Origin of the sequence: Wolbachia endosymbiont (group A) of Dendrolimus pini, assembly GCF_964026835.1 — a bacterium.
In the GTDB taxonomy this organism is placed as follows: Bacteria; Pseudomonadota; Alphaproteobacteria; order Rickettsiales; family Anaplasmataceae; genus Wolbachia; species Wolbachia pipientis.
Genome location: NZ_OZ034702.1, coordinates 695,102 through 715,117, shown reverse-complemented (window position 1 = coordinate 715,117; position 20,016 = coordinate 695,102). Strand labels below are relative to the sequence as shown.

The window sequence follows — 20,016 nt, the reverse complement described above, 5'->3', positions numbered from 1 at the left end:
TATGGAGAAAGAAATAGAAAAGAAAGTAATGAATTTAGAGAGAAAACCTTTGGGTGAGCTGAGAAAAATATGGAAGAAGGTATATGGAGAAGAAGCGCCTAGATACTCAAAGAAATATCTGATACCGAGATTAGCTTATAGAATGCAGGAAAAAGCGTATGGAGAAATGTCAAGAAAGGGGACAAAAAGACTAGAGTATCTGGCAGATCGGCTAGAGAAGGGAAAAAGAATAAGTAGCGATAAATTACCAGTAGAGGGGACAGAATTAATATTAGAGAGAGGTGAAGAGACGCATGCGGTAATGGTAACAGATAAGGGTTTAATCTACCGAGAAGAATTTTTCACATCATTGTCAGCAGTAGCCGGAAAAATAATGGGAATGAGCTACAATGGGCCGCTTCTATTTGGAATGAGAGATAAGGAGAAAGAATGCTGAAAGAGGTAAGATGTGCGATATATACGAGAAAATCAAATGAGGATGGACTAGAGCAGAAGTTTAACAGTTTAGATGCGCAACGAGTAGCATGTGAAAAGTACATAAAGAGCAGAGAGGGTTGGGTAATATTGGCCAAAAGGTACGATGATGGAGGTTTCTCAGGAAAAAACTTAGAAAGACCAGCGATAAAGGAATTGTTTGAAGATGTAAAAAAAGGAGAAGTAGATTGTGTAGTAGTATATACGCTAGATAGGCTATCAAGGGAAACAAAAGACAGCATCGAAGTAACGTCATTTTTTAGAAGACATCGAGTAAATTTTGTAGCAGTAACACAAATATTTGATAATAATACGCCAATGGGAAAATTTGTACAAACGGTATTGTCAGGAGCAGCACAACTAGAAAGAGAAATGATTGTAGAAAGAGTAAAAAATAAAATAGCAACATCAAAGGAGCAGGGATTATGGATGGGTGGAACTTTGCCGCTAGGGTATGATGTAAAAGATAAAGAATTAATAATAAATGAGAAAGAAGCGAAAATAGTAGGGCACATATTTGAAAGATATTTGGAGCTGAAGTCAATGGCAGAACTAGCAAGGGAATTAAATAGTCAAGGTTACAGAACAAAATCGGATATCTTTAAAAAAGCAACGGTGAGAAGAATAATAACAAATCCAATATATATGGGAAAAATCAGGCATTATGAGAAAGAGTATGAAGGAAAGCATGAAGCAATAATAGAGGAAGAAAAATGGCAAAAAGCGCAGGAATTGATAAGTAATCAGCCATATAGAAAAGCAAAATATGAGGAAGCGCTGCTTAGGGGAATAATTAAGTGTAAGAGCTGTAGTGTAAATATGACACTGACATACTCAAAAAAAGAAAATAAAAGGTACCGATATTATGTATGCAACAATCACTTAAGGGGAAAGAATTGTGAATCAGTAAATCGAACAATAGTAGCAGGAGAAGTAGAAAAAGAAGTGATGAGAAAAGCTGAGCAGATATATGAAAATTGGAGAGAAAAGACCGAAGAAAAATGGGAAAATTTAAATTTTGGAAAGCAGAAAGAAGTAGTGAAAAAGTTAATAAAAGGAGTAATGATAAAAGAAGATGGAATAGAGGTGAGTTTAGAGGATAAGGTGGAATTTATACCAATAAAAAAGAAAGGAAAGAAATGCACAGTAACTGAGCCAGAAGGCAAAACAAACAATGCACTACTGAAAGCAGTGGTAAGAGCCCATCTGTGGAAACGGCAACTAGAAGAGGGAAAATACGAAAGTGTGAAGGAGCTGAGTGCCAAAATTAATATAGGTACAAGACGTATACAGCAAATTTTAAGGTTAAATTATTTAGCTCCGAAGATTAAGGAAGACATAGTAAATGGGAGACAGCCAAGGGGTTTGAAGTTAGTTGATTTGAGAGAAATACCGATGCTGTGGAGTGAACAATTAGAGAAGTTTTACGGCTCAGCGTCGTAACGTTTATAAAAACAACATGAAAAAACATCGAAAAAAGTATGTGCCAGAAAATTAAAAAAGGTTATTGCAAAAGGAGCTACTACAAAGGGCCACACAAAAAGATGTTGAAATCGATATAGAAGAGCAAATAAATGTTACAAAATCAATTATGTAAAAATATCAATACAAGTGATGAAGATTTTAGCATATTAGGTGCAACAATGGTAGAAAATGATCCAATTTTAGCTGCATATTTTAATAGTAGACCTGGAGTGTAAAAGGCAGCTCAGCCAATTGTATGTCCCATATCCTCATTTTGTAGCCAGCTTAAAAACAATATAAAAGAGTATTCTTAGAAGACATTGGTACAATTTCCTTAATCTATAAATTATAGTAGTTTGTATTTAAATAATAATCTTCAACTTTTATGGCAAACTAGCAATTTTTCCCCTAGAATCAGAAGCCCTTCTTAGCTCTTCACGTCCTACCCATGAATCTTTGTTCTTGTTAGACTCGCTTATTACTTCAGGACGCATTAATCCACCAGATCTAGCAAAAACACCTCGATCTATAGCTTCAATAACCGGTAAACCTCCCAATAAGCAATTTTGCCCTATTTCTTCATGACTTGCTATTTCTTCAAATAGATCTTCATCGCTCACTTCTACTCTTATCAACTTTTTATTGTTCTCATCAGGATATAATCTAACTTCTAATTCTCCTAAACTAGTATAAAAAGTTAATGCTATACTGCTACCTTCTGTAAGATCTGTGTAATTCCTTATGCCATCTTCAGTTTTAATTTCTACTTCACTATTACCGATCTTTACTATATTTCTTCCACACTTTACATCCCCATCTGTTAGACCTAAATCCCTTGCCCCATCTGTTATCTTTATAATGTCTATTTTACTATCTTTAGAATATTCTAAATAAAAAACGGAGTTGTCTACTCTTGCATCTTTTAGCTCGCTATTGGTTGCACTTTTTGCGATTTCAATAAATTTATGAGAATTGCTAATATAATCTCTATAAGCTTTTTTTAGGTTAGTTTTATGCTCTTTAAATTCTGATGTCAGTGTGTTAGCATCAATTGTATTACCAAACACTGCCCCTTTTGATACTAATTGACATATTATATTACTAGCAACTTTAGGATTTTTTTCCAACTCACTGATTTTTTTCATCACATAATCGGTAAAAGTGTACTCATTACCTGAAAAGAAATCTTGTGAAAGAGAATAGTTTAATCGTACACCAGACTTTATAGCATCGTTTACAATCTCTTCAAGTTCAGCCATGTTTTGAGCCTGAAACACCTTATCAGAAAACTCATTTAACTTTTCCTTTTGATTTGAGGTTAAATTAACGAGTAATTTACTGACCTGTCCTTTCTTTTGCTGACGATAAATATTTATACCATAATCTAATGCTCCTGCTTCTAGAAATATTTTTCTTAACTCTTGATCAAGATCTTCATTATCCCAAGCAAAACGATCAACATACGAAAACACTTTTGATTCACCCATTCCTTGCCTAATATTTAGCACTACTTTTAGGTCTGAATCTCTTTTATGCTTACTTAAAAACTCCTTTAAATTTTTAGTGCAGTCTGAATCGAGTACAAGTAAGTCATACAATTCCTTATTCATCTTTTTCTGTTTACCAGTTAAAAATAATTCTTCAATATCATAGCAGAGGTTATTAGTTGCTATTCGTTGTGGAGTTTTACCCTTTCTACTTGTTATATTAGGTTTAGCTCCTTTCAAAAGAAGAGAGTTTGCATTATCGTGGTGACCTTTGGCAGCAGCAAGGTATAATGGTGTTTTTCCTTTATTATCTTGTATGTTAGGATCTGCGCCTGCTTCTAAGAGTAAATCTATAGCCTGATTTCCTGTGCGACGAAATCCACCAATGTTTGCTCCTGCAATCGCATGCAATACTGTTGATTGAGATTCTCCTCTTCTGAGATTAAGAATTACTTTTAAATCTTTATTGTTTTTATTATCATGTAAAAATTCTTCAAGGGGCTCAGTATTATCAAATGAACCACAGTTAGAAGCTAAACATTTTAGAGCACTAAGTAACTTTTTGTTTAAATTTTTTTGACTTGGTGTAAGGTCATGATCTAGAGCAAACCAAACACAAATCTGTTCACTTAATCCAAGTTTGCTATCTATCAAAGATAATGGTTCATTATAGTTTCTGACTGATGGTAAGTCTCCTGAGTACCACATATCATTCATCAGCTCATTTAATAAATGCTCTTTAGATGATAGATGTTCTATAATTGATTCATATTCAAAATCAGATGGCTCTGGTTTGGATTTTGGTTTTAGTAGATTGATAATAGATTTTACTATCCCAGTAGACTCACCCATACTTATCCCTCTAAGCTAAGATATATGATACATTGTATGCGATATGTAACATTAAGTCAATAACCATAATCTTTTTACTACTCACGTCGTTAAGCTTTTGTTAAGTTTTTATGGTGAGTAATATAAGATCTTTAGACAATCAAGCAGTGTAGCATTTACCCTACAGTACGGCTTGTTGTCTGTTTTGAATTTGTTACTATCTCACACCAACTATTTTTTTTCTTTTCATTAGATAAGGTAATTTTTTCAGAAGATTGACGTAGTGTTTCATGTTTTTCAAAATATCCTCGTTTAATCGCATCATGTACTGAATATCCACCAAGTAAGCAATTTTCTCCTATTTCTTCCTTATCTTTTAATTGATCAAGTTTCTTCTTGTCATCGTCACTTATCTTTACTTCAATTTTATTGTTGTCTTTATCACTAGAACGTAGATGAATACTAATCTTTCCTACTTCAGTAGTAAAAGACATTTCAATGCCACCTTCTAAAACGTCTGTATAATTTCTTTTTCCTCCTACATTTTCAACTCTTACTATACTCTTTCCAACATGAAATATATGATGTCTAAAACTTAAATCTTTCACTTTTGGATTATTTATAACTTTTGCAACCTCAACAGTGCTATCTTGCGAATATTTTACATAAAAATATCCATTATCCATTTCTACGTGTAAAGCTTTGCCTTGGGCACTACTGTTTATAATACCTTCATCTGCTACACTTTTTAGCTTGTTATCAATTTCTTCACATTCTGCAAAAATCTCATAACTGAACCCATAAGTTGCATACAATAACTTATCATCATAAAAGGAACTGCATTTTACTCTTCCACCTTTTAATAGTAAATTACTTATGATATTGCGTATAATACCTATATTTTTATCATCTGATACACCCTCGTAGGCAGGAATATCTCTTATTCCCTTAGAAACTAAACTTGTTATAGTCTCACTATCGTCTGATAAACTCTCATAAGGTGGTAATCCCTTATGCTGTCGTATTCTATCAGGGATATTTCTTATTTCCTTAAAAATTAAACTTGTTATAGTATACTTATCATCGTTATATTTTGAATTGAGTCTTATCCCTTTTTGCAAATATTTATTTGTTATGCACTCTATACGCTCTAAAGCAGTGTTTGTAAAATTTTCATGCTTATCCCTATAACCTTGATCATTTTTTGTTACTACATCTTTTAACTCTTTACGAAATTCATCAATTAGACTTCTCTCACTTTCAGTCAGTAGTAGATCTAACTTAATTAAAGCAGAGTCTCTTGGACTAATAGGGTAATTTTTCCAATATAAATCACTATCATCAGTTTCACTCTGATACGACAATGTATGTTTTACACATGTGTCAACAGCCTCCCTAGTTTCATGTCTCTGATCAAGGTCATAACATTCCGAACGATTACTTATTCCTTGAACAAACAAACTATAATCATCTAAATCTGTTATGTCATCTTCAGGCGTTGGTCCCTCATTGCTATTACACTCAATTTTTGAATGCCATGGCTCAGTATTTAATTCCTCTCCTAGCTTTTGTTCACTGATAGATTCTACAACATATTTTACTGACTCTGTATCCATACTACCTCCTAGCCTAGATATAGAATATATTATGTACAATATATAATATTGGTCAAGCTAATTTCAACACAATCTTTTTACTACTCATATTTTTGTTAAGTTTTTATGGTGAGTAACAATGGAGTATGTAGATAGGTTAAAAGTTGCTTATGACTGCAAATTTGAGCTAATTTTACTATAGATTAAAATAGTTAAGACCTATATTTGATATCACTATTATTAAGAGCGTGATGGATTATGCTTTAAAGGAGTACGGAAACTGCTGAAGTTTTTACAGCAAACCTGTATGGAGCAACTTCAGCAGAATAAACAAACACATGCCAGTATTAGTAGAGAATTATTTATAAGTCAATTAACTTTTTCAAAAAATATTTTAGTGAAGATACCATGCTAGCTAGTGTTATAAACAATTCAATTGTTTACTCCTTCAAAAAAGATCGTATATTTTTGAGAACAAGTTGCGTAAAAATAAGGTTATAAAAATAGAAGATTTAAATTATTTCCATAAGCTTAGGCAAAACAGTTCGTATGTATATATGGATAAAATGGGCTAATATGGCTAGTTTTAGCGTATAGCAAAGTCAGAATACAAAAAAGTTCGTATGTATCGCGCGGTAGACCAACTGATCCCAAAAAAACTTGTTCTCACGCTTGTTATTTTAAGTTGCTGAAAGTGGTTGTATCGGTTAGGTTATTAGTAATATATTTTACTAAATTAATACCAATTCATTTGAGGATAAAAAGGAAAACTAAGGTAAATTTATAGCAAAAAAGGTTTGTGCTCATCTTATGACAAAGATGCAATAGAAACTCTCATGGAAAAGAGGCAAAGATTGTGGAAGTATATAGAAAAAGCTTTATGACGCTCAACGAAAAAAGGGAGGCGTTTGGCTTGCTGATGTTGCAGGTGATGATGAATTGAATTAAAAATTTTATATATAATGTAAGTGTAGTAATATTAATAAATATCAAATATTTATACTGCATTATCATCTAGCATACTAACAAATTAGAGGTAATTTATGAACGAAATACAACAAAGAGAGTTAAATGAACAACTTTTTAATGCTGTTGTACAGGGTAATATAGGGCAAATTGAGGAGTTAATAGTAGCTGGAGCAGAGGTTAATGCGGTAGATGAGGGTGAAAAAGCTTTTTCACGTCTTTCTGCTTTAAGTAATACAAGGGAAAGAGGGGTAGTAGAGGCAGCGAATATTCAGCAACTTAGACTCACTCCTTTACATTATGCTGTTTTAAGTGGCAGAGAGATGGTAGAGCTTTTAATCGAAAAAGGGGCAAATATTAATATGGTAAGTGAAGATGGACCTACTCTTTTACATTATGCTGCTGCTTTCAGTGACAAAAGAGAGGTGGTAGAGCTTTTAATCAAAGAAGGGGCGAATGTTGATGCGGTGGATGATAATGGCAATACTCCTTTATTTTCTGCTGCTTTAAGTGGCAAAAGAGAGATGGTAGAGCTTTTAATCGAAAAAAGGGCGAATGTTGATGCGGTGAATAAGGTTAAAAATACTCCTTTACATGCTGCTGCTTTAAGTGGCAAAAGAGAAGTAGTAGAGTTCTTAATCGAAAAAGGGGCGAATATTAATGCGGTGAATGAGAGTAAAAATACTCCTTTACATGCTGCTACTTTAAGTGGCAAAAGAGAAGTGGTAGAGCTTTTAATCGGAGAGGGGGCGCATATTGATGCGATAGATGATAATGGCAATACTCCTTTAAGTTGGGCTGCTGAACATAGCCAAAAAGGTGTGATAGAGTCTTTACTTGAAAAAGGAGCGAATATTGATGTGATAGATGGTGATGGCAATACTCCTTTAAATTGCGTTATTATCTCGAATAAAATAGACAATGCTGAGTTAATAGTAAATCGCATAGCAAAACTGGAAGCTACTGGCTTATATGTCAGTCCAGAGAATATACAACTTAAAGCTCAGATAATGCCAGAAATAGAAAAAAGAATATTTCTACATAATCATAAACCATTGATTGATGCTTTATCGACGCATTATGGAAGTAATTTTCAAGCAATGACATTTACTGGTATAAAGAACAGGAGTACGAAATAATACACTAATTTACTTTGTAGACTTCGAAGATGTTACAACAAGACATGTTCCTACACTGAAAGTCAAGACATTTGCAGAGATGGTTAAAAATAAAGATATAAATAGTAACCTTGAGTGCCCAAGCACTGAACAAACTCAAGGAGCTAGTCAGTCTCTTAATTAAAGAAGGATACATGGAGACCTGCTGCGAAAACAAGAAGAGGTGTTCCTCGCTTGTATGAAGTATTTTTAAACGTGGTTTTTTTAAAGATCATAATTACCACAAAAACTGGGCTTTCCTTTTGCAGCAGGTCTTAAGCCTCCGCAGCGGACCTTCCGATTCCAAAGCAACTTCTTCTCTGTTGCATTTATTGGTTTGTGGAATAGTAGAAATATTGTTTTAATATCTACATAAAGACATACATATAATTAAGAAAAAGACAGAAGAAAAGAATATAAGAAATTAGAACTGACAAGCAAAAACTTGCTTTTTTATTAAATACGTGTACAATTTAGGCATGTGTTTTTAATTTTGAGGTATAGGTATGATAGACTTTATGAAGAATGAATTTGAAATAATATTGCAGGGGATAGAGGAAAATCCAAGTATATACAGCAATAACACAACTACAAGAATAGCAAATGAATTACAAGAATATAATTCAAGAAGGTCAAGCGAAATTAATGAATCTAGTGAATCTATTCACCACAAAATGCAGCTATTGGATGAAAACTATAACAGAGAGACACAGTTATTGAGTGAAAACTATGGCAGAAAGATACAGTCGTTAAACTACCAGTACAATAGTAAATTGTTACAGGAGCTGCATAACAATGCCAATAGTAGTAAATCCAATTATGATTCTAGACATGCTATACCTGATTATGATTGGGAATATGAAAGGTATAATAATAGTTTGAAAGATAGCGAAGCAAAATTTAATATGGAATTCAAGAAATATGAGAATGAGCTCAGAGAGTTAGAGCAGGAGCGTTGTAGTATAAAACATATAATGCATGAATGTAATCAGTGGAAAAAACATGGGTTTGATATAAATTACATTTTCAAAGTACAAGATGATTCTAACCATACAAAAGAATATACATTATTACATTTTGCTGCAAATTTTGGGGATATAAATGTTACAAAATTACTGTTAGAAGGAGGAGCAGGTGTTGATATAAAAGATCAAAACGGAAATACTTCTTTGCACTTATCCGCATCCAATGGCTATATAGACATAGTAGAACTTCTAGTGAAAGAAGGATCAGACCCTAATGTAGTGAATAAAGACGGAAATACTTCCTTGCACTTAGCTGCTGCAAATGGCCATATAGACATAATAGAACTTCTAGTGAAAGAAGGATCAGACCTTAATGTAGTGAATAAAGACGGAAATACTTCCTTGCACTTAGCTGCTGCAAATGGCCATATAGACATAATAGAACTTCTAGTGAAAAAAGGATCAGATCTTAATGTAGTGAATAAAGACGGAAATACTCCTTTACATAGTGCTTTCTATAATAATTGCACAAAGGTAGTTAAGTATTTAATAGGAAAAGAACCAAGTATGAAAGAAGTTGTAGAGCATCTAGTGAGGTGTGTAGTAGAAGATAGAGCACATACGTTACTAAAAGGTCGTACTCCTTTACATTTAGCTGCTATTTATGACTGCACAGAAGTAGCAGAGTCTTTACTGAAAAAGTGGGAAAATCCTTTGTTAAAAGACACTAATGGTAAAACTCCAAGAGAGTTAGCCACAGATGAAAGTTTAATACAGCTTTTCGGGGAAGCAGAAATAAAACAACAAGAATATAATGCAACCAAGTGGGGTCTTGTTAGTGGCGGATCAACAGCAGTATTAGGTATAGCTGCGACAACCATTTTTGCAACAGTATTTACAATTGGATTTCTGCCTATAGTAGGGGCGGTTGCTGCAGCCACAACACTTGCGTTAGCGGTTGGTGGGACTACATATATGATATTAAAGCCCAGTGCTAAAATAGAGAGAATCGAATGTGAAGAAACATACATCTGCAGAACTTAGGCTTGTTGAAGTTTAGCTCCTTGTGTATGGAATATGCAACTACTATCGGCTTGATGTGCATCCCCAAAGTGTAGTGGTATGGGCGGTATCTGACTCATAGACGTCGTTTCAATTATTAAATATGTTAAAGTACAAACATGAATGAGTTAGAAAAAGTTTGTTCAAGCTATATGAAAAAGTGAAAAATCTAGGGGTAGTGTGCTGCAAGACCTACCCATTCCAAAAAAAAATTGTTCTCACGCTGGCTGGTTTTGGTTGCTGGAAATGGTTGCATCGTTTAAATTTATTAATGTTATACACTACCAAATTAATAGTTGCTCATTTAAGAACCTCCTTCAACTTTACCCAACTCGACACATATACTTTTTGAAACATTGCTGCAAGTAGAAAAAAACAGGTTACCCACCTTAACTTCTTTAAATTTGCTCACAATCTTTACTTGATGCATAAGGTTTTTGTTACACTCCTTTCATCTACCGATTACCTCTACCTACCGCCTTTACCTTGGCTAAGGTCAGAAACACGACTAGCTTCAGGACCTTCTAAACTCGACTGTGGCAGGTCACCAAAATTACTGGAATCACTAACACCAAGCGATATAGGTGCTTCTACTAATCCATACCCTCCTCCTACTCTGTGATATCCTAATTCTAGATAAGTACGTAGTAATGGATCAATTTGTTCTCTATTTTGAATGTATGCTTGCAATTGCACATCTTGAAATCCCGGATTATTCCTGAATAATTGCGAAATGCCCACTCTTATGTTCTGAAAGTAATTTCTATCTCTGTTTGGGTGGCCTCTTCCAAGAAAATCGCGTATTATATTTATGATATTCTGCACTTGCCCAACAGGATTTTCGTTTAGAACTCGATTAATATCACTAGCATTTTCTAATGCCCATAAACCACAATTCCAACCATCTGTTTGCTGACTAACAGAAACATTATTAATCCTGATATTATTTCCTAAGTTATTTTGAATGATATCAGTAATACCACCTGGAACAGCAGTAGCAGTTGAATCAGCATAGTACCCAACATAGTTCCCATTTTGACGTTCAATCACTAGTGTAACCCAATGAGTATTATTTAAAGTAATGATTAAAGTTAAACGCTGTTGTTTTTCATTTTCCCTAAATTGATTTAATACTCTAACAATGTGCTCGTTACCGTCATTCCTTGCCAAATTAGCTACTTCAAAAGTGTGATTACCTTCAGTACGAAGCTGATATCGCAATCTTCCAGCGTGAGCTATATCAATTTGTTGAAGCCAGTAATCATAATGTCCATTTCTCGTCGCAAATTCTAGCGTAAGTAGATCATTTACTTCTATCCCTTGATTTCTAAGAATATCTCTTATTTGTCTTCTTATCTCTTGTGCTGTAGGAATGGAATTATCACCTCTCCTTATTCTTGACTTTAATGTTTCTATTACCTGTGCTCTAGTACCTTGCAAGTAACTAAATGGAACGTGCAGATTATCATCTATATCAAGCAAAAAAATCGAGTTCTGTCCTGGTTTTCTTTCCGTGTAAAAGCGCCTGAAATTTTCACGAGTCTGATCTGATAATAGACCCTCTGGTGGATTTTCATCAATAACACTTTCAGGTCCCACTAATACTCCTGGTCTTGAGTCACGACCACCACGATCAAGTCTATGTACATACTCTTCTCTTCCTATTCCTTCTGGAATAGATATAAGACCTTCTACTCTCTCTGCACCTGCATTAAATATAAGAGGAAGTAAAACCACCTCATTTCCAGAAGTAATAGGCACATATCCTCTCTGCTTGTTTATAAGTTCTTTTATTTGATCTTTTGCGTTATTCTCCTTTTGTATTATTTCTTCTGCATTACCAGCAAATCTTAATATATATCCAATTGGATGAGTATCTGCTGTAGGTTGCCTTAATAATAAAAGGTCTAATCTCTGTTCTGTAATTCTTGTGAGTATTGCCCTTTCTCCTTCTTCTTCCTGACCCCTTTTCAAACTATATGTTTGACCAACTTTATACATAGCAAGCACTTTATAAGGATTATCACTAGCATAAAATGTACCATGTAGTATAGAACGAAACTTATCCTCACTATTAACATTTATTGCGTCCCTAAGTGGCATCAATGCTCCAGAGATCTCTTGAAATAGTTCTCTATGCTGACCTACATTTTTCCAGCCATCATTCATAACCCTTTCTGAAATACCATGTACATTTTCAGCATTAGGTACTTGTACAAGATCACCATCAAGAAAATTATTTGCATTATTATTTTGGTAATCGTGATATAAACCAAGGTCATTTGGTTGATCAATATCTAGCTCAAATTGGTCATTAAGTGTGCATGAAACTTCCCATACATGAACATTATTTCCATTAATATTAAGATTTTCTAAATTGATTGCTCCTTGTTGTTGTGCATCGTGAGCTCTAATATGAAGTATAACTATATCAGAACCTTCAGCATGAAAGACCATAGTTAAACATCTTAAACCCTCATCACCATGTCTAAATATGTATTTTGTTATAGGTGCTTCGTCTTCTTCTTCTAGTTCTAAAGGGTGCCTATCAAAAGCACTACTTCCAAAAGTAAAACCAGTTATACAATCAAATACTCTGTTATAATTCTCTGCATTTCTTGGTATTTCACCAGGAAGATGTTGAAGCAAGAAATCTCTAATATTCTCTCCAACCTCTTCATCTTCTATATACTCAAACAATCTTTGTACTAAAGGAAACCTACCCTGTTGAAGCCCTACTGTATCAACCCTAAAAGGAATTCGATTTAAATTAAAATTTAATCCAACACAGACAGTATTTCTTGATTCAGTATGGATAGGTATAAATGAAAAAACATGCAATCTTTCAGCGTGACTTCTGGCGCGGTTTAATGCGATATTGGACGGTGCCCTTGTAGCAAGATTGACAACAATAGGAACATTTTCTCTTTCTGCTTGATGACGTACAAGAAATGCAACATGTGAGTTTCTAGGAGATAAGTCAAGATCGATGCCTATTGTGTAGCGATGACTAAAATTTGCTAAGAAACCTAATAAAAACCCGTGACTCTCAAATTTTTGATTGCGGTTTTCAATATTATATTCCAGTTCCTGCCTATAATTATGATAGATGCGAGCTATGTATGGGACAATTTCTTCGTACATTCTATCTCTTACATCTAGTTCTTCGTTACTCGCCAGCATTTCTATAAAACCGTCAATTCTTTGTTGACCTGGTGCAACTTGCACAAAATTGACCAACTCACCAAGTCGTGTGAGCTGATTTCGATTGAGTTGTCTTCTTTCTATTTCCTTAATTGTTAATCTGTGATCTCTTAAGAGCCGTCTAATAAGATTGATTTCAGATGCTGAATATTTGCCAAATTTATCTCTACCTCTAAGATCTTTTTCACGAATCACCTCGAATACTGTTGCAATTGCTTCTCCCTGACTCTTGCCTTTTCCATGCATGCATACTTTATATTGCTCAAAATCTAGGTCTCCTTCCCTTAAGTCTGGATTTTGCTGTATAATCTTTTGTATTAGAGCATTTCTCTCCCTTGTACTAAACCTTAACCCATCACTGTTAGGGCGATCAGAAATGCTGTAACACTTGACAACTCGCTGTCCGTCACGACTACGAGTTAAAACAGCAACCTTTAAGTTTCCTGTATTTCTATTCCTACCACCTGTATCAATACCATGATTATCAAAACGAAAATAGACTCTCTCATTTGCATCCAAGATATCAGCATCATGTGCAGTAGCAAACATGCTAAAAAAGAATACAGGAAGGAAACGACCTGCACTCACATGATACAAGAAAGATGGACATTGATCTAAAAAAGATTCAAATCTTTGTCTGAAACCTTTAAGATCTCCATCCACTAAACTCCTAATAAGTCCATCACCATTATTCATATAAGATACCCCTCTATTTTCTACGGCTAGAAACACCACTCACACTAGGAGCTTCAAACTTGGACTGCGGACCATCACCAGAACCATCAAGTGGCAAAGATGTTTTCTTACTACCATGAGCTTGAGATCGCGTCCGTAAATCATACCTAGGGCCATCACCTCCAGGAGGTAAAGTTGTTTTCTCTAACTCAGAAAACAATTCTTTCGCCAAATCATCGTAGTTTATACTTTCTTCCATTCCTTCCCTACCACATAATCTAAGGTTTTCTATCATGACTTCTTTAAAAAGTTCAAACTTTTCAGGGAAGCAATCCTTGGCAAATGACATTATATCTAATATTTCTTTTTTCTCTATTTCTTTTTCCCTATCAGACTCATGACTATCTTCTCGCTTCCAATTGACTATTAATCCTGCAAGCATACCACTTACATGAACTGTATAATTAGAAGTATTAACGGCAGCCTTCTTGTGTTTATAAAAGTGATCACATCCCCAAATCTTCATAATAACAGATCTAGCTTGAACACTTGACTCAGAATTTTTCAACATTACATCTGAGAGTGATGAAAGAAGAAGTTCATACTCTCGCTGTGAGAATATTTTGTCTGAATGGTCTCCTCCTGCTGAAACGCCTTTATAACACCAGCACTGTACCAAATCATGAACCGTATCAAAAAAACATGACTCTATTAATTCAGCAAGAAGGGAATATACTCCCTTATCTTTCTGCAGCAATTTCTGTAAAAGAGTATCTTTATCACCTATATTCCTTACACAAAAATCTAAAATAGGAGCATCTTTCTCAACAGATTGAACGCGAGACAGAGCAATAATAGCTTCTGTAAGTTTCTTTTCCTTATCTTCTTCTTTTAAATGATTATAAAAATACTCTACTCCTTCACTCCACTTAAGTTTTACAGCACTGTCAAAACCTTCTGACGCGTTACTTGGTTGCTTTAATCCCCCAGATTCTCTATCGATCCAGAAATCAAACACAGGACCTTTCCTCTTTATGCTATCTAGTAACGAGTTTCGTACGTATTTGCCAATTTCAGTTTCAGTTTTACCATCAAATGCACCAGGAGGAAAATTGTTCCTATAAGATTCAAATCTTTTTTGAAAGAGTGGATGAATTTTATCTACCACACAGTAACTACAAGCCATCTCATATTTGCGAAGTGGATTATCTATTCCACCTATTTTTTCTTCAGTAAACCTTTGACCTAAAGCAGCATTATCCAACCTTACACCTGACCAGCAACCTTCATCTTGGAATACATTGTGCAAAAACTTCAACTTATCACCCTTAAAGTATTTTATGTGCTCCATAAAGTTATCTTGAAGGACTCCCACCCATCTCTTGATAGCTGACTTCCTCCCGGCAGCAACTGCTGGATCTGGATGTTTAATAGCTTCCTGTAATTTTTTGGACATCGTAGCCCGAAGCTCTTTCTGTGTTGGCATTAACCCCTCCTATTAAGTATTTATATAAAAAAGGCATTGTACAGACATTAGAATGGATTGCAATATTAAAATTACTAGAATAGAGGGTTTAATAAAAAAAACGTTATGGCTAAAACTTCTTTTCTTGAATTTTCTCAATATAATCAACAGAAAACCCTGTTATTTCAGCAATAACATCAATAGAAACACCCGCCTTGAGTGAATTTTTAGCCACAGCTATTTTAGCCTGTTTTTCGCCCTCTTCCCTGCTTTTTTCATGTCCGATTTGGATGGCTTCTTTATTTATGAGCTATATTAGCTGTGGTATTGTGTAGCAGATTATCCAACCTGGTGCTTCTCTACCTTTTTCCCACTTAGCAAATCTCATCTTTTCCTTGAGATAATATCTCCTATAAGCTTCCACAGCACTGCTGCATTTATACTGATCCGGCAGTGCTTGTATAAAAGCTTGCATATCAGTTGATCGAAAAATGAGTAAATCCTTATTACTATCACACCAATTTATTACTTCCTCTGATTTATGCTTCCTTTTGTATCGCTGTGTATACTCTTTACACAATTCTTTTCCATACTCTATCAACCAACAAAAGTTTCCTTTCGATTGCCTAGCCCATAAAGAGCAAGGATGGTTTTTGTGAGTAAGTTTATATGGAACTTCTATATTTTGGTTTGTGATACTGACAAAAGGATTTGGCGCTTTTAATGCGATTGAAAAAACACTACTAAGTAATTGAGCAGTTTCTAATGGCATTTTCACTATGTGCTTATCGCATAACATTCGTGCTGCAATTACTGGGTTTTCATCTAGTACAAAGATGTTCATCTAGGTGTCAAAAAATAAAATCAGATTAAGTCTTTGACTTCGTTAACTGTAAGACCAGTAGTTTGAGCTATAATATCAATAGAAACACCTGCTTTTAGTAGATTCTTTGCGACCTCAATTTTCTCTGCTTTTCTGCCTTTTTCATGTCCGATAAGGATGCCTTCCTCTCTACCTTCTTCTTTACCTTCCTCTCTAGCATCATCAAGTTTTTGAGCGAGGACAGCCTGTTCATCAAGAATACGTTTTATTTCCTGTTCATAGGCAATAAATTCTTTTTCTGACCAGTTGAATCTATTTAGCTCTTCATAGGCCTTTTTAATTATTACATCACTACCTATTATTTTTTCCAGCTCTTCTTCACTAGTTTCGTCTGCATATCGAAAAAAATAAACCCATTTTTCAACTATATTTGAAAGCTGATCCTCTTTGGTTTTTGGAAATTTTGGCAATTCAATAAATATGAAGTAAAAATCTTTTAGATCGTGTTCATTAGTATCTTCATCCCGAATAGTATGCTTTGATTTATACTCAGACTTGTCCGGAAACAGGATACAATCTGCTATAGCAATAAAGATAATTTCCTTAAGGTCTTGGTATTGATCACCTTTATCAGCTTGTCTTGAATAAGCTTTAGCAGCATAGTATTGAGCACGTTTTTCAAATCCTTTAGTTTTAGCAACTTGCATCTCGACGATCACTTGCATCCCATTTTCATCTCTACAGAGAACATCAACAATACTTTGCTTTTTAGCGGCGATATCAGGGTCTTGAATAGTACTTAGAAACTCTATATCCTTTATTTGGTTTTTACCAGTGAAGCCAATGATGTCATTGAGGAAGTGAATAAGTATATCCTTATTTTTTTCAGTACCAAATATTTTTTTGAACGCGACATCATTTCGTACGTCAAGGAACTTAGAAAGAGCCATAGCAAGAGTACCTAAAAAGCATTAATAATTATACACAATTCTGAAGAAATATTCAACTCTTTTATGCTGAGGTCTATTAAAGTGGTAAATTTAGCTGAATTTCAAGAGTTGGCAAAAAACTACCTTCATAGATGGCCCTAGAATGCTACTATGCACCTTAGACGTCCCTTTATACATCTTTTAATCAACCCTTCTGTAAAGCGCCTTAAAAGACCGGCAAATGGATACCATGAATTTGGAGCTGTAGGAGACATCAAAGATACGCTTTTTGGTGTGGGAGCATAATAAAAATACGAGCGTAAAAACTCAATTACGATTTACCTAACATCGTGAGGACAGGTTTCCCACACCTTTACATGATAAAGATCTTGAAACTTAATGTCAATATTTTCAGTAGCAAATTGTAAGTTAAAAATATATCATGTTAGCATGGGCGAAAAAAAGAAGGTTACAATATATACGGATGGAGCGTGTTCTGGAAACCCTGGTCCAGGAGGCTGGGCTGCTGTAGTTATGTATGAAAATAAAAGTGTCTTTATCAAGAAACGTATTTCTGGAGGTGAAGAAAACACAACGAACAACAAGATGGAATTAAAGGCTGTAATTAACGGGCTAAAGATGTTAAAAATTTCTTGTGAGGTTATTTTACATACAGATAGTCTCTATGTTAAACAGGGTATAACAGAATGGATCAGCAAGTGGAAGGCAAATGATTGGAGAACAGCAACTAAAAAACCAGTAAAAAACATGGAATTATGGAAAGAGCTAGATGAAGTTGCCTTACAGCATGACGTTAATTGGAAGTGGGTTAGAGCTCACAATGGTAATACGTATAACGAGGAGGCGGATAGACTGGCTAGAAAAGAAACTAAAAAGCTGAAATACAGAAGTTATGAGATTGAGAAACCATCAAGAAGAAACTCTAAATCTGCTGCAGCAAGTAGGATGAAGCCATCGTCCAAAGCAAATAAAAATTAAGGTCTTTATTCAGAGTGTTTATGATTAGGTATATATGTTTGTTTATGTGAAAAAGAGTGACCGCTAGTAACATTAATAGTAGCCGTATAAAGCATACTAACGCTACAAGATATAAAATAGCGCAAAAGATAAGAAGCTGGAGGCTAAAGCGAGGATATACCCTAAAAGATCTAGCAGACAAAACAGGTATAAACTATCATACGCTGCGAAGATATGAACAAGGGATATGTGGCATTCCAGATGAAGAATTACAAGTTATAGCAGATGCATTATCAGTTAGTTTGAGTGATCTACTTCCTAGACAAAAAGTACTCAAAGAAAACAGTTGTTTTGATAAAAGTAAGATCCAATGGATGTACGATTTCATAGGAAAATACACAAAAACAAGGGGGCGAGAATCACGTAAAGCGATTTATGCATTAACCAAATCTATTCGAGCTGAAGAGGAAAATGATGTAAAAGCAGCGAGAATAAGAATGGCAAAGAATATGCTAAAGGCAGGATTTGCTACTGATATAATCTACCGAGCAACAGGTTTATCAGCTGATGAATATGATAATAAAGAGGAAAAAGGTTCTAAGCGTCGAAGCAAAAGACAAGAGATGAAAAAGTGGAGAATAATACAAGGGTGTACGCAAGAGGAATTAGCAAAAGAGCTTGGTGTAGGAGGTCCACAGGTACATTACTATGAACAAGGGAGCACCATGTTCGGTGAAAGGTTATGGGAAATAGCGAGAAAATTGTCAGTGGATGCTAAGGATCTGGTGCTTAAATCAACGGAAGAAGACTGCTGTGAAGACGAAGATGGTGAAGGAGAAAAAGAACTATTAAGCTGGGCGAGAGAGTTACAAAAAATTAACAATCAAGAATCACAAGATGAACTGGATGTATGGGTAGAATTTTTATCCCAAAGAAAGCAGATTTACAAAGAAAAGATTGATAAAGCAGAGGGGATCAAAGTTGCAAATAACCTACTTATATTAGGTGTTTCTGTTGACGCCATTTCCCAAACAATAGGTATACCTGCTGAAGCAATAGATTTATATCACCTTAAAATACGAGTCTAAAAACGACATTGTTTAAAGAAATCAGCAATTATTAATATCTTTTATATTTCCATAAAAAAAATAAACAAAAAAAAATTGAAAAATTGATTTGACTTCGCCCGAAAGCTATGGCCTTATGCCAATACTGCTAAAAAAATAGCAGTAAACATTTAAAAATAATTTATTATTAGTGAAGGATATATTATATGAATAATAAGAATAAAAGTAAAGATCGTAGAAAAGAAATAGAATTTAGAGCATTGAACAGTGGAGGTAAAGCTCTACGTGATGATGAAATAATGGAAACGCTTCTAAGTTCAGTACATCAAGCTCAAGCTATTACTAAAAATCTAGTGAATACTTGTACAGGAATAGGAGGCATTCTAGGTCGGGAAATAGATGAACTGCAAATGATAAGAGGAGTAACTAAACCTGCAGTTGTAGTGATTACATGTGTTAAGGAAGCTAACAAGAGGGCACTAAGAGAAGGGTTAAAGAGAGGACCGGTAATGGGTAACGAAAAGCTCATAGAATATATAAGGGTAAGTATAGGCCTCTCAGCGAGAGAAGCTGTCCAGATAATATATTTGGATACACAGCGCCGTTTTATAGACGACGACGTGCATTTTGGTACAATAGATGAAGTGCATCTATATGAAAGGGAAGTGGTAGAAAATGCAATCGGAAGGAAGGCAGCATCAATAATATTAGCTCACAACCACCCTGGAGGAAGTTTAGAGCCATCAGAAGAGGATAAAAATATGACAATGGAATTGGCATCTGCGTGTCAATCGGTGAACATTGAGCTGTTAGATCATATTCTGGTAACAGACAAAGGCCATCTCAGCTTTAAGAAAAACGACCTGTTATAAAG

13 protein-coding genes and 1 pseudogene are annotated in these 20,016 nt (G+C 34.7%); 8 read left to right on the top strand and 6 right to left on the bottom strand.

All coding sequences use genetic code 11. From position 1 onward, the window contains the following. Window position 1: 1 nt before the first annotated feature. From AAGD66_RS03515 to AAGD66_RS03505, 3 genes are all read left to right on the top strand, one after another. On the top strand, window positions 2-436 hold the full coding sequence (locus AAGD66_RS03515; protein ID WP_264339131.1) for a DUF2924 domain-containing protein: 435 nt from the start codon (window positions 2-4) through the stop codon (window positions 434-436). Next, window positions 430-1,917 carry a recombinase family protein gene (locus tag AAGD66_RS03510; RefSeq protein WP_264376878.1) on the top strand — a complete coding sequence of 496 codons (1,488 nt, stop codon included), beginning with the start codon at window positions 430-432 and terminating at the stop codon, window positions 1,915-1,917. Before AAGD66_RS03515 ends, AAGD66_RS03510 begins: the two co-directional genes overlap by 7 nt. A gap of 131 nt (window positions 1,918-2,048) precedes the next feature. After that, window positions 2,049-2,174 carry a hypothetical protein gene (locus AAGD66_RS03505; RefSeq protein ID WP_010405125.1) on the top strand — a complete coding sequence of 42 codons (126 nt, stop codon included), beginning with the start codon at window positions 2,049-2,051 and terminating at the stop codon, window positions 2,172-2,174. A gap of 147 nt (window positions 2,175-2,321) precedes the next feature. On the opposite strand, the gene AAGD66_RS03500 is transcribed toward AAGD66_RS03505, so the two are convergent. After that, window positions 2,322-4,277, bottom strand: a complete 1,956-nt coding sequence (locus AAGD66_RS03500) for an ankyrin repeat domain-containing protein (protein WP_341814398.1) — start codon at window positions 4,275-4,277, stop codon at window positions 2,322-2,324. A gap of 155 nt (window positions 4,278-4,432) precedes the next feature. Then, window positions 4,433-5,872, bottom strand: a complete 1,440-nt coding sequence (locus tag AAGD66_RS03495) for a hypothetical protein (RefSeq protein ID WP_341814397.1) — start codon at window positions 5,870-5,872, stop codon at window positions 4,433-4,435. A 1,022-nt stretch (window positions 5,873-6,894) separates the two neighbouring features. Here AAGD66_RS03495 and AAGD66_RS03485 point away from each other — a divergent pair. Beyond that, the gene (locus tag AAGD66_RS03485) at window positions 6,895-7,956 is read left to right on the top strand and encodes an ankyrin repeat domain-containing protein (protein WP_264724096.1); all 1,062 of its coding nucleotides are present in this window, start codon (window positions 6,895-6,897) and stop codon (window positions 7,954-7,956) included. Window positions 7,957-8,480: 524 nt separating this feature from the next. Continuing rightward, window positions 8,481-9,983: an ankyrin repeat domain-containing protein gene (locus AAGD66_RS03480; protein ID WP_174516139.1), complete on the top strand. Its 1,503-nt coding sequence runs from the start codon at window positions 8,481-8,483 to the stop codon at window positions 9,981-9,983. Window positions 9,984-10,469: 486 nt separating this feature from the next. Here AAGD66_RS03480 and AAGD66_RS03475 read toward each other — a convergent pair whose 3' ends face one another. The 4 genes from AAGD66_RS03475 to AAGD66_RS03460 form a co-directional block, all read right to left on the bottom strand. Next, complete coding sequence (locus AAGD66_RS03475) at window positions 10,470-13,901, bottom strand: cytoplasmic incompatibility factor CifB (RefSeq protein ID WP_320109370.1); 3,432 nt, start codon at window positions 13,899-13,901, stop codon at window positions 10,470-10,472. Between the two features lie 13 nt (window positions 13,902-13,914). Then, complete coding sequence (locus tag AAGD66_RS03470; protein ID WP_264374131.1) at window positions 13,915-15,366, bottom strand: cytoplasmic incompatibility factor CifA; 1,452 nt, start codon at window positions 15,364-15,366, stop codon at window positions 13,915-13,917. A 289-nt stretch (window positions 15,367-15,655) separates the two neighbouring features. Beyond that, the gene (locus tag AAGD66_RS03465) at window positions 15,656-16,189 is read right to left on the bottom strand and encodes a pyrimidine dimer DNA glycosylase/endonuclease V (RefSeq protein ID WP_264724139.1); all 534 of its coding nucleotides are present in this window, start codon (window positions 16,187-16,189) and stop codon (window positions 15,656-15,658) included. A gap of 20 nt (window positions 16,190-16,209) precedes the next feature. Beyond that, window positions 16,210-17,118, bottom strand: a complete 909-nt coding sequence (locus AAGD66_RS03460; RefSeq protein ID WP_155968681.1) for an Rpn family recombination-promoting nuclease/putative transposase — start codon at window positions 17,116-17,118, stop codon at window positions 16,210-16,212. Window positions 17,119-17,547: 429 nt separating this feature from the next. On the opposite strand from AAGD66_RS03460, the pseudogene rnhA reads away from it, so the two are divergent. The 3 genes and pseudogenes from rnhA to AAGD66_RS03445 form a co-directional block, all read left to right on the top strand. Beyond that, window positions 17,548-17,982, top strand: a pseudogene (rnhA, locus tag AAGD66_RS03455) (ribonuclease HI); the annotation flags it as partial. Between the two features lie 170 nt (window positions 17,983-18,152). After that, window positions 18,153-19,163, top strand: a complete 1,011-nt coding sequence (locus AAGD66_RS03450; protein ID WP_264724143.1) for a helix-turn-helix domain-containing protein — start codon at window positions 18,153-18,155, stop codon at window positions 19,161-19,163. A gap of 185 nt (window positions 19,164-19,348) precedes the next feature. Continuing rightward, window positions 19,349-20,014, top strand: coding sequence for a RadC family protein (locus tag AAGD66_RS03445; protein ID WP_174515767.1), 666 nt, complete (start codon window positions 19,349-19,351; stop codon window positions 20,012-20,014). Window positions 20,015-20,016: the final 2 nt, after the last annotated feature.